An 11,750-nucleotide genomic window follows, 5' to 3' on the forward strand; every position below is an offset into this window, starting at 1 on the left:
TTACGATGCGCGGCGACGATGTGTAACCCAGACTTCAATTCGTGCTAGAGCAAGATCGAGTAACAATCCGGTGAGTCCAATCACGAAAACCGCGAGAAACACTGAACTAAGATTTAATCGGCTCCATTCATCCCAAACGAAGAAGCCGATTCCCACTCCACCTGTGAGCATTTCAACCGCAACAATGACAAGCCAAGCAATTCCCAGACTAATTCGCAAGCCTGTGAAGATGTACGGCAAACTAGCAGGGAGAACAATCTTGAGTATCCGTCTCCAATAGGGCATCTCTAACACTCGTGCCACGTCCAAATAGTCTTTTGGAACACTTGCGACACCTAATGCAGTGTTAATGATAGTTGCCCACAGAGAAGTAATGAAAATCACGAAAATTGCTGAGGGATCAGCCAAATTGAAAATTGCTAATGCGATCGGCAACCAAGCAAGCGGTGATACAGGCTTGAAAATCTGAATAATCGGGTTGAGCATTAACATTGCTTTTTCGGACATTCCAATCAGAAAGCCGACTGGAATTGCGACAAGCGCACCGATTCCAAACCCAATTAAAACTCGTCGCAGACTGGCTAACAAGAGCCATCCTAATCCTAAATCTCCCGGACCTCGACGGTAAAAAGGATTGAGAATATAGTCCATGTTTGCCATTAACGCTTCTGGGGGCGTGGGCATTAATTCATGTTTGCTCAGTGCAATGATCCACCAAAGTGCAATTACTCCAGCGAATCCAAGAGCAGGGTAAAGTACGCGATCGCTTGATACGATCGGTTTTGTCCACCGCATTGTAGCTCGACCAACAGCGACAAAAATCGCTGCCAAATTGAGTTGCAGAATCATAGGGCTTGGTTCTCCAGAGTCAAACTCTCAACGTGCCGACGGAGTTAGCTGACGGGCGAGGACTGAGAGATTGTCCCCGGTTGGGTTTCTTAACCTATCGCTAAGATCACAACCGTAAGCCCCGGTTAAACTGGTTCCTCCGCTTCAGAAATTTCTGAATTAGGCTGACCGACTCGAATTAGTAGAACTGTAGCATCTTGGTTCGATTTTGAACAATCTTTCTTTTGAAATATTCAGGATTGAGTATGCAAAGTTGTTTGAGTATAAATGCGGGTTATAGAATCGCAGTCCGTGATTCGATCAAGTTGTCAGATTGCTTGAATCCATTCCTTAATCTCATAATCTGTCCAAATCTGATTTTGCCAATATGGATCAGACTCGATTAGCTCACGCACGATCGATTCATTTTCAGCCTCATAAATCCCAAACACTTTTGTGATGTCCTTGGTTGGACCAATCGTGATCAAAATCCCATCTTCTTTCTGTTTAGCAAGTCCATCTAAATGAGCTTGGCGATAGGGTGCTCTTTTTTCTAGAACACCTTCGCAATAGCTCCCCCACAAAACGTATTTCGGCACAGTTCACTCCTTAGCTTCTCAGTTCTACGCGGAATTTCTCAGTCAATGCTTCGCGCACTTTCTGGTGCACTGGATCAACATCTTCATCTTTCAAAGTACGATCGTCAGCCCGATACACCAATCGAAACGCTAAACTCCGCTGTCCTTCAGGAACACGATCGCCTTTGTATTCATCAAACAACTCGACTGATTCAAGCAGTTTTCCGCCTGCTTTAACGATCGTGCGCTCCAAATCGCTCACCGCAACATCCCGCGCCGCATAGAACGCAATATCTCGATCGGAAGCGGGATAAGTTGAGAACGGCTTGAAGATTGGAACTAATGCTTCATCAGTTGCAAGCTGCTGAATGATCACGTCTACATCCAATTGGAAAGCATAAACTTCATCAGGCAAACCGCGCTCCTGACGCAATTGAGGGTGCAACTGTCCAAAAGTTCCAAGCCGTTTGCCTTTTACCCACAGAGATGCAGTACGACCAGGATGAAGCCGTTTATCTTGTCGATCGGGCTGATATTCAACTGTTAAACCAACACGATCGAACACTGCATCTAACAAGCCTTTTGCTTCAAACCAAGACATTGGTTGATCTTTACCACCTCGAATCCATTTGCCCTGAGTGGGATCGCCGCCTAAAATTCCAGCGATCGCTTCAGATTCGATTAGCTCTTCTTCTTGAGCAAAGATATGACCAATCTCAAAGCCGTTTAATGCTCCGTTACCTTGTTCTGAGTTGTACTGAAACGCTTCGAGCAATCCATTGATCAAATCAGTTCTGAGAGCAGAGTATTCAGTAAACAATGGATTTGCCAAAATAACTTGTCTTTCTTCACCTGGTTTACCCAACGAATAGTGAATCAATTCAGTTAAACCTGCTGCTCGGAATGCTTCACGAACTTTGCGCTTGATCACTTGCTCGATCGACAAATACCCCAGTTCAGTTTCAGCAGGCAAGGTATCTCTGAAATTGTTGTATCCGTAGAGCCGCGCAACTTCTTCGATCAAATCAATCTCACGCTCTAAGTCGCGGTATCGATAAGGTGGAACAGTCACGATCCAAGTGTCTGAACCATTCGATTTTAACTCACAGCCTAAAGCAGTTAATGTTCGTTCAACATCACTCGCTTGTAGTTCACCAAAGTTCTCATCAGATTCGACCAGTCCTAACACTTCGCGAACTCGTTCTAATCGAAGCTCGATCGTTCTCGTTAAAGTTCCTTGGCGATTGTCGATCGTATTCTGAGCCGTAACAGTTCCGCCTGAAATTTCGAGGATTAATTCGATCGCACGACGACCCGCCGTTTCAAGTCCTGCCCAGTTCACACCGCGTTCGTATCGTGCCGACGCTTCTGTTCTCAAACCTTGCGATCGTGCTGATTTCCGAATTGCCGCAGAATCAAAAATTGCTGCTTCTAACAATACATTCTGAGTACTATCGCTTACTTCAGTGTCTTCACCACCAAACACACCCGCTAACATCGTCGGTTTATCATTCACAGTGATGAGCAAAGCTTGCTCTTGAAGTTTGCGATCTTGATCATCCAGCGTTTTGACTGATTCGCCCGATCGAGCAAATCTCACGCCCATTTCAATCTGATCAGTCCCGGCAACTTTTACCAAGCTATCAAGATCAAACGCATGAAGCGGCTGTCCCCATTCCAGCATGATGTAGTTCGTCACATCGACAATATTATTAATCGATCGAACTCCCGCTGCTAACAATCGACGCTGCAACCACAAAGGAGAAGGCGCAATTTTCACATTCTCGATAATGGTTCCAATGTAAGTCGGGCAAACTTGACCCTCTTGAATTGAGATAGAGAGCGATCGCTTTTCCTCAACCGAGGGCGCAGCAGGTTCCGGTAAGCGCAACGTTCCACCCGTCAAAGCCGCCACTTCTCGCGCAATTCCAACCATGCTGAGTGCATCCGCCCGATTTGCAGTCGAAGTTAAATCCAAGATGGCATCATCCAATCCCAACAACGGACGCACATCCATTCCGGGCTTCAATTCCCCCGTCACCGACTCATCAAAGATATGAATTCCTTCTGATTCTTTCGTCAGTCCCAATTCTGACATCGAACAGATCATGCCTTTCGACTCAACACCTCTGAGCTTTGCAGGCTTAATCTTCAAATCCACATTCGGCAAATACGTGCCCAAAGTCGCAACAGCAACAAAAATATCAGCCCGAACATTTGCTGCACCACAGACGATTTGCGACGGACTTTCCGCCCCAATATCGACCGTACAGAGACTTAAGCGATCGGCATTCGGATGTTGTTCTCGCGTCAACACTTTTCCGACGACAACCCCATCTGCCCAGGTGCGTCGATCTTCAATATCTTCGACCTCAAACCCCGCCATCGTCAGCTTTTCCGCCAACTCTTCCGGAGTCATTGAAATATCTACCAGTTCCCGCAACCAATTCAGAGAGATACGCATCCGTCGATTTAACCCACGCTAATCAAACCTCATTCTACAGCGCAAACAATCGTAAATAGTTCGACAGCATCGCTTGTCCATAAAATAGGCTTAATCCTGCTCCCAGTGCCAAAAATGGTCCAAATGGCATCGCTTGACGACGCGACAATCGCCCGGATTTGAGTGCCGCAATTCCCACGATCGAACCCACCAAACAAGCGAGAAATCCGCCAATCAACATCAACTGCCAGCCTAACCAAGCCCCGATCATTGCCATCAGTTTCGAGTCTCCAGCCCCCATTGCGGCTTGTCCCAAAATCATTGATCCAGCAATTCTAATCAGATCGAGCAGCCAAACTCCGACGATCGCACCAATTACGCCGCTGATGAATCCCTGAATTGCGCCAACGATGCCACCTGTTGAAAAACCGATCGCAGTTTGAAAAATCAATCCTAAAACTAAGCCTGATTGCGTTAATGGATTCGGTAGAGTCATCGTATCGAAATCAATCATCGATAGCGCTAAAAGCCAGCTTAAAAACGCCCAATATCCTAAAGTTTGCAGAGAAATATCGAAGCGCAGAAAGACCACTAAAAATAGAAGTCCTGTCACCGCTTCAATGATTGGATATCGAGGCGAAATTCGAGTTTTACAATGAGCACATTTTCCCTTTAGTCGAAGCCAACCGAACACTGGAATATTCTCGCGTTTTTTTAAGCGAGTCAGACAGTGCGGACAGCGAGACGGTGGATAAATTAAAGACAGTCCGGCAGGCAATCGGTAGATCACCACATTGAGAAAGCTCCCGATCGAGGCTCCGATAAAAAACACCAAAACAACAGCAGGAACCGCAAGCAAATCCATAAATCGCTTCAGACATGAGGGCAGTTTTCATTTAACTCGATCGAGCCAAATTCGTGCCCTTGTTTCTGCAATTCTGGTATTTTCACTCAATCAATTCAAACGGAATAAAACACTCTTGCGGCAATAGAATCGGTTTGCCTGTAAAAATAATTTTGCCCCGATGCGTAATTCGATTAATCGCTACGCCTAAAGGTCGATCGATATCCGGATGAACCGCAAAATACGTTTCATAGATCAACCGCGCTGATTGAATCAGAGTCGGATCAAGATAAGTCGCGTAGTCATTCTCATTCACGTCGATCGTTGTATCAACATTCACTAAAGCATTCATAAAAAATACCCGATAGGTTTGGAAACTCAGTCACTTTAGTGCTGAGAGGAAAAATGAACGAGCGGTTTTAACCGCCTACATCCGTCAGTATTTTTGGGTGTCGCGACCGCCTTGGAACTACTGGATTCGGGGTGCTGTTGTATTGCACTTTCAACGGGACAGTTACCGCCTCAAATCGTTCGTTCTGTACGCCGACGCGACGAAACTCCCTTACGGGGTGATGTTCGCTTCGCCAATGTTTTAAGAGCTTGTTCGGCTTGTAGCACGTCCTTAACCCAGATAAAGATGTTTAACCACAAACGGCAGAGCAGGGAACTAGCGTCGCATTCCAGGGTGCCATGACTCAAAAAACGTAGCCAGTGAAGGCTGAGGCTGGTCAACTGAAACTCAAGTTTCTAGGCTGAAGCCCAGTCACTTCAGTGCTGGGTCGTTGACTATCCAAACTTCGTCCAGATACAGATTCACTGTATCGTAGGTCAAAATCTACGAGTGGTACAAAAAATTCAGAAAATCACTTTAATATGACCGAGATCAAACTGATCAATATTGGATTTGGCAACATCGTCTCAGCGCATCGGATTATCGCGATCGTTTCTCCCGATTCTGCCCCAATTAAACGAATCGTCAGCGATGCCCGTGAAAGCGACAAGCTAATCGATGCCACCTACGGGCGGCGAACTCGTGCCGTAATCGTCATGGATTCCGGTCATATCGTGCTTTCCGCTATTCAACCGGAGACAGTTGCAAACCGATTTTTATTCACCAAAGATGGAACTGGAGACTAGAATTTGAGAAAACCTCTTAATCCTTCACCCTTTCGTTAACTAATTCAGTCGAGTTGCAAGCTATACTCACAGAATCAGAAAACTGGGAACACTAGCGCACACACCAAAATAGGCAGCTATGAGCAAGGGCAGACTCATTGTTTTAACAGGACCAAGCGGTGTCGGAAAAGGAACCTTGCTTCGATCGCTGATCCAGCGTCACGAGGATCTCTATCTCTCGGTTTCGGTCACAACCCGATCCCCCCGCCCCGGAGAAGTCGATGGCAAAAATTATTACTTTGTCACCCGACCCCAATTTGAACGAATGGTTGCTCAAGGAGAATTTCTCGAATGGGCAGAATTTGCTGGAAACTGCTACGGAACACCCAGGCGCACCGTCGAAGAAAAAACTCGCGAAGGCAAATGGGTGATTCTCGAAATTGAACTTGATGGCGCACGCCAAATTCGCAAATCGTTCCCTAGCGCTCTCCAAATCTTTATCGCGCCCCCTTCAATGGTGGAACTCGAAGCCAGAATTCGAGGACGCGGACAAGACTCGGAAACCGCGATCGAACGACGGCTGAAACGAGCCTGGGAGGAAGTGGATGCTGCCGGAGAGTTTGACATTCAGGTGGTCAATGATGATTTAGAACGGGCGTTGGGGGAAATCGAACAGGCGTTATATGAACCTGCTGCGGTTTGCTAATTTATCGTAGGGCTTGATTCCGCCCAGTGCAGTCAATTTCACTACACAGCCAAACGAGTGGGCGATCCTTAAGATACCCACTCGTTTCGATCGATCAACAGAGTCTTACAAACCGCTGGCGAAGTTCTTGAACAGCGCTAAGTTTGTGAGAAGGAAATAGGCAAATGCCGCACCGCCAACCCCACCAACCAAGAAGCCAGCCGCATATTCGTTCCAGCCGCGTCCGCTTTTGAGTTCTTCAGGCGGATTGGGAGTGGTAATCGTCGTCATCGGATTGGGAGGATTGCTTGCGCCATAGAGCGAAATGGACAGCGTAGAAATGATGATCAGTCCGATCGCGGAAAGCAAGCCTGCCAAGTTTGCTAAATCGGTATCGCGCAGGGGACCCAGTTTCGCAAAAGGTCCAATAATCCAGTAACCGTGTGCCAAGCCGACTTCTAGCCCACGACGCAGCGGGGAAAGTCCTTCGCGGTAGGCGGGCAGGGCGTTGATATAAGAGCGGACGAGCGGAGAGGAATTAATTGGAGTGGCGAGGTTGCCATTTTGAATATCGTAGGCGGGGAAAATCACCTCTTTGTTGCGGGGATCGTCAGCGCGATTCGTCGCTTCAGGATGTCTAAGAATTTGCATAGAAAATAGTCCTTTTTACAAAGTGCTGGAGCGATTTTACGAGGGTAAGTTTTTCGACTTCATCACTCTGAAGGCACAACCTTGGGAATGTAGAGCTTTGTGAAGTCGTAAAGTCAAGCACAACTTCTTGGGGTTTACTGATGGCATTATTGCGAGAATGCTTAACCAAGTTTCTTTATAAAGATTTAAGATTTCGCAACATCTCGCCCTAAACCTGGAAATCCCCCGTATCCTTGGAGGAAGTTCCAACCTGTAGTCAGTTCGTTTTACGTAGGTGAATTATGCTCACCCTGAATTATTTTCGATCGCTATTCCTAGCCAGTCTATTGAGTTTCTTAGTGCCGATCTCATTGATTGGAGCCACGATCGCGCTTCTTGTACTTTTAGGTTTCGTCCCTGGATTGATGACCTTTGGACAAGCTTGCTCGACTCAAATGCTGTCGTTTCTTCAAACCTTTGGCAGCGGGAATGCCTTGGAAGGCGCGATCGTCATCGGTGGCGCGTGTGCTGTAGTTGGCGCACTCTTCGATACTTACATTTTCACCGTGACAACTTCACTTAAGATCTCTAAATAAGTCAATCCTGACAAAACTCTTTATCCTAGAAAACGTGCCTTAAAGGGTTCGTGACTATGGTGAGAATGAGTCGGACAATTGCAAGTTTTGTATTAGTTTTTCTCCTTTGTTGGAGTAGTGTTCCTGGAATCGGATTTGCGCGGACGTTGCCTGCTCAATCGATTCAGCCGTATCTCGATCGGGTGATCCAAAATGTCACCGAGTTTAAGTTAGAGAACGGCATGAAGTTTATCGTGTTAGAGCGGCATCAAGCGCCTGTAGTCTCGTTTCTAACCTATGCGGATGTTGGTGGCGCAGATGAACCGGAAGGAAAAACCGGAGTTGCTCACTTTCTAGAGCATTTGGCGTTTAAGGGCACGACTCGGATTGGAACTTCAAATTTTCAGGCAGAAAAGCCGCTGTTAGATCAATTGGATCAACTTGCCGCGCAGATTAAGTCAGGTCAAGCACAGAAAAAAGATGTCAGCGCATTGCAGAAAGAGTTCGATCGAATTCAAGCCGAAGCGACGAAATTAGGACGGCAAAACGAACTCGGTCGAATCGTAGAGCAAGCGGGCGGAGTTGGACTGAACGCGAATACGTCGAGTGATGCAACTCGTTATTTCTACAGTTTTCCATCGAATAAGTTGGAACTCTGGATGTCGCTTGAATCTGAGCGTTTTCTAGATCCGGTGTTTCGAGAGTTTTTCCAAGAGAAAGCTGTGATTTTAGAAGAGCGACGCTTGAGAACAGAGAACTCCCCGATCGGGCAATTGATCGAGTCGTTTGTGGGTGCTGCGTTTCAAGTTCATCCTTATCGCCGTCCGGTGATTGGATATAACAAGGATTTGATAAATCTGACACGGCAAGATGTTCAGGAATTTTTTGAGACGCATTACGTTCCGAATAATTTGACGATCGCAATTGTGGGCGATGTCAATCCGACTGAGGTGAAACGCCTTGCTCAAATCTATTTCGGTCGTTACAAAGCGAAACCTGCTCCGCCTGATGTGGTCGCGGTTGAACCTGCTCAAACCAAGGAGCGAGAAGTTTCCTTAAAACTGCAATCTCAGCCCTGGTATTTGGAAGGTTATCATCGTCCCGCGTTGAACCATCCAGATAATGCCGTGTATGAAGCGATCGCTTCCATTCTCAGTGATGGTCGAACTTCTAGATTGTATCGATCGCTGGTCGAAGAGAAGAAACTCGCATTAGCGGCTCAAGGCATCAATGGATTTCCAGGCGATAAGTTTCCGAATTTGATGCTGTTCTATGCATTGACGGCTCCCGGTCGATCGCTGGAAGAAGTTGCGCCTGCTCTGAGAGCGGAAATCGATCGATTAAAAACGCAGCCTGTTTCGGCAGAAGAACTCGATCGCGTGAAAACTCAAGCGAGAGCCGGATTATTACGATCGCTCGATTCCAATATGGGAATGGCTCAGTCGCTTTTAGAGTACGAAATCAAAACGGGAAGCTGGCGAAACTTGTTCCAGCAAATTGATGCGATCGCGAAAATCACGCCTGCGGATATTCAACGAGTCGCCAGAGCCACGTTTACAGATCAAAATCGCACGATCGGACGCATTTTGCCTCAAGGATAAGCACGAATGAAAGCTATTTCTCTATTTATTTCAGCCTTGCTGTTTGTGTTGCTCTCTGTGCATCCCGCCGTTGCAGATACGCCCAAACACTATACAGAGCTAAAATTCTCAGCGCCACCAGAAGTCAGAGTTCCAGACTATACGCGATTTCAGTTACAGAACGGCATGATCGTTTATCTGATGGAAGATCACGAACTGCCATTAGTCAGCGGAACTGCGATCGTTAGAACGGGCGATCGATTTGAAGCGACTCAGCAAACCGGACTCGGAGAACTAACTGGAACACTGATTCGTGCAGGTGGAACTCAGAAGCGGACTGCGGATCAATTAAATCAACTGCTTGAACAACGGGCAGCCGTGGTGGAAACGGGAATTTCAACGACTGCTGGAAGTGCTGGATTCAATACGTTGACTGAAGATTTACCGGAAGTGTTTGATCTGTTTGCAGAAGTGATTCAACAGCCTGCGTTTGCTCCAGATAAATTAGCGATCGCGAAAGTTCAATCTCAAGGTGGAATTGCTCGAAGAAATGATGATCCGAATGGAATTGCCAGCCGAGAATTTCAGAAGTTAATCTACGGCAATGAAAGCCCGTATGCTCGAACGACTGAATTTTCAACGCTTGCAAACATTTCTCGTGATGATTTGATTCAGTTCTATCAACGATCGTTCCGTCCCGATCAAATGCTGCTTGGAATCGTTGGCGATTTTGAACCAAAACAAATGCGATCGATGATTGAAGCCAAGTTCGGCTCATGGAATCCTTCGGGTCAAGGCACACCAAAGCAACTTCCAGCCGTTTCCCAAGCGAAACAAGGCGGAATTTTCTTTGTCAATCAACCGCAACTGAATCAAAGCTATATTCGGCTCGGACATTTAGGCGGACAGTTAAACAGCCCTGACTATCCAGCATTAACCGTGATGGAAGATGTGTTGAGTGGATTTGGACGGCGATTGTTTAACGAAATTCGATCGCGTCAAGGATTAGCGTATTCCGTTGGAGCCAGTTGGAGCGCTCAGTTTGATCATCCAGGTGTCTTTATTGCTAGTGGAGAAACGCGATCGGAAGCAACTGTTCCATTTATTCGATCGGTGTTTAAGGAAGTTGATCGGATTCGTAAAGAGCCAATCTCATCTGATGAACTAGCATTCGCAAAAGACACTGTTTTGAATTCGTTTATCTTCAACTTCCAAGATCCGAGTCAAACCTTGTCGCGATTGTTGCGGTATGAATATTACGGATATCCCAGAGACTTCATTTTCCAATATCGCAAAGCGGTAGAAGCAACCTCGATCGCAGATGTTCAACGAGTCGCCCAAAAGTATCTTCAGCCTGAACAACTGGTTACGTTAGTGGTAGGAAATGAGAAAGAGATTCAACCTGCACTATCAACTTTAGGGCAACCTGTAGCTGCTGTTGATATCACGATTCCCCAACCTCAATAGAACTTAAATTATTTCTCGATCGTCCTCTCACTTTGCCTAACTAGACAAAGTAAGAGGATTTTTTTATGCCGCCTAGCTTAACTGAATAATTTTCTCTCTATCTAAAGACAGATCCAAAATTATTTCTATCGAATTAAGTTAAGACAAGAATAAAACCAGGTTAAATTACAGCAATTTGTAGAGGTGATATTCGATACAATTCGGCGACAGCTTAGTCAAACTGAGAGGTAGCCACTCAACTGGGGGACATCCAATGAGTGTAATGAATTTGAAGAAGAGGGGTTCATTAGAATTTCTTGTATTATTACTACTTACCGATTTAGTAATATTTGGGATTCACATTGTTGCTTATAGCACTCCCGCCGCATCGACCCCTTATTGGTCAGTGGCAGAAGATCGCGGCTTTGGAGAAACATTTCAGTACATTAAAGAGCTTTGGCTCGTATTTAGCTTTGTCGCCTTGGCGAGATTTCGATCGAGTTGGGCTTATTTGTCGTTAGCGCTGCTGTTTCTCTACTTCTTTATTGATGATTTATTGTTTGTTCACGAGCGAGTGGGCGTTATCATTGCGAACCGATACAGCTTGCCCTCTCTGATTGGGCTACGACCAGAAGACCTCGGTGAAATTGTGGTGAGCCTAATCGCGGCAATTGGCTTTTCAGGAATTATCGGTGTTTCATACTGGTTCGGAGACAGAACTTTCCGCCATGTCTGTCATCGCATCCTAGTCTTAATCGCGGGATTAGCGTTTTGTGGAATTGTCATAGATGCAATTCACATCGTTGCGGGAACGGGCACGACTGGAGGACTTGATCCGCTTGCCCTGCTTGAAGATGGGGGTGAAATGTTATTTATGAGTTTGATGTGCTGGTACGGGATTGCATTGCTACAGCGAAGCGAACAATCGATTTCGGTTTGAACTACTGTTTCAATCCCAAGGTTAGTTTATCAATCTCCTGCATCAATGCCGATTCGTGGGCGTTTTCAATCTGCACAGGAAGGCA

Annotated in this window: 12 protein-coding genes and 1 riboswitch; of the genes, 6 read left to right on the forward strand and 6 right to left on the reverse strand. The window is 46.3% G+C overall.

Annotated elements, in window-relative coordinates:
- From ntrB to ACQ4M5_RS16965, 5 genes are all read right to left on the reverse strand, one after another.
- Entirely contained in the window at positions 1-849 is an 849-nt protein-coding gene (ntrB, locus tag ACQ4M5_RS16945; RefSeq protein ID WP_430676824.1) for a nitrate ABC transporter permease, read from the reverse strand.
- Between the two features lie 19 nt (positions 850-868).
- Positions 869-1,025: riboswitch (cyclic di-AMP (ydaO/yuaA leader) on the reverse strand.
- A gap of 132 nt (positions 1,026-1,157) precedes the next feature.
- Positions 1,158-1,427, reverse strand: a complete 270-nt coding sequence (locus tag ACQ4M5_RS16950) for a YciI family protein (RefSeq protein ID WP_430676825.1) — start codon at positions 1,425-1,427, stop codon at positions 1,158-1,160.
- 10 nt (positions 1,428-1,437) lie between these two features.
- Positions 1,438-3,870 carry a phenylalanine--tRNA ligase subunit beta gene (gene pheT, locus ACQ4M5_RS16955; RefSeq protein ID WP_430676826.1) on the reverse strand — a complete coding sequence of 811 codons (2,433 nt, stop codon included), beginning with the start codon at positions 3,868-3,870 and terminating at the stop codon, positions 1,438-1,440.
- A 34-nt stretch (positions 3,871-3,904) separates the two neighbouring features.
- Positions 3,905-4,714 carry a prepilin peptidase gene (locus tag ACQ4M5_RS16960; protein ID WP_430676827.1) on the reverse strand — a complete coding sequence of 270 codons (810 nt, stop codon included), beginning with the start codon at positions 4,712-4,714 and terminating at the stop codon, positions 3,905-3,907.
- 82 nt (positions 4,715-4,796) lie between these two features.
- Positions 4,797-5,045 (reverse strand): hypothetical protein, encoded by a 249-nt coding sequence (locus tag ACQ4M5_RS16965; RefSeq protein ID WP_430676828.1) that lies wholly within the window; start codon positions 5,043-5,045, stop codon positions 4,797-4,799.
- 521 nt (positions 5,046-5,566) lie between these two features.
- On the opposite strand from ACQ4M5_RS16965, the gene remA reads away from it, so the two are divergent.
- Complete coding sequence (gene remA, locus ACQ4M5_RS16970) at positions 5,567-5,830, forward strand: extracellular matrix/biofilm regulator RemA (protein WP_430676829.1); 264 nt, start codon at positions 5,567-5,569, stop codon at positions 5,828-5,830.
- A gap of 118 nt (positions 5,831-5,948) precedes the next feature.
- Positions 5,949-6,515 carry a guanylate kinase gene (gmk, locus tag ACQ4M5_RS16975; RefSeq protein WP_068392270.1) on the forward strand — a complete coding sequence of 189 codons (567 nt, stop codon included), beginning with the start codon at positions 5,949-5,951 and terminating at the stop codon, positions 6,513-6,515.
- Positions 6,516-6,620: 105 nt separating this feature from the next.
- Here gmk and ACQ4M5_RS16980 read toward each other — a convergent pair whose 3' ends face one another.
- Positions 6,621-7,145 carry a photosystem I reaction center subunit XI gene (locus tag ACQ4M5_RS16980; protein WP_430676830.1) on the reverse strand — a complete coding sequence of 175 codons (525 nt, stop codon included), beginning with the start codon at positions 7,143-7,145 and terminating at the stop codon, positions 6,621-6,623.
- 281 nt (positions 7,146-7,426) lie between these two features.
- Here ACQ4M5_RS16980 and ACQ4M5_RS16985 point away from each other — a divergent pair, with 281 nt between their 5' ends.
- From ACQ4M5_RS16985 to ACQ4M5_RS17000, 4 genes are all read left to right on the forward strand, one after another.
- Entirely contained in the window at positions 7,427-7,720 is a 294-nt protein-coding gene (locus ACQ4M5_RS16985) for a hypothetical protein (RefSeq protein WP_430676831.1), read from the forward strand.
- Between the two features lie 65 nt (positions 7,721-7,785).
- The gene (locus ACQ4M5_RS16990; protein ID WP_430676832.1) at positions 7,786-9,300 is read left to right on the forward strand and encodes a M16 family metallopeptidase; all 1,515 of its coding nucleotides are present in this window, start codon (positions 7,786-7,788) and stop codon (positions 9,298-9,300) included.
- A 6-nt stretch (positions 9,301-9,306) separates the two neighbouring features.
- Positions 9,307-10,746: a M16 family metallopeptidase gene (locus ACQ4M5_RS16995; protein ID WP_430676833.1), complete on the forward strand. Its 1,440-nt coding sequence runs from the start codon at positions 9,307-9,309 to the stop codon at positions 10,744-10,746.
- 253 nt (positions 10,747-10,999) lie between these two features.
- A complete protein-coding gene (locus tag ACQ4M5_RS17000; RefSeq protein ID WP_430676834.1) occupies positions 11,000-11,665 on the forward strand; it encodes a hypothetical protein in 666 nt (221 codons plus the stop codon).
- Positions 11,666-11,750: the final 85 nt, after the last annotated feature.

It is taken from the genome of Leptolyngbya sp. AN10 (assembly GCF_050565645.1).
Classification (GTDB): domain Bacteria; phylum Cyanobacteriota; class Cyanobacteriia; order Leptolyngbyales; family Leptolyngbyaceae; genus Leptolyngbya.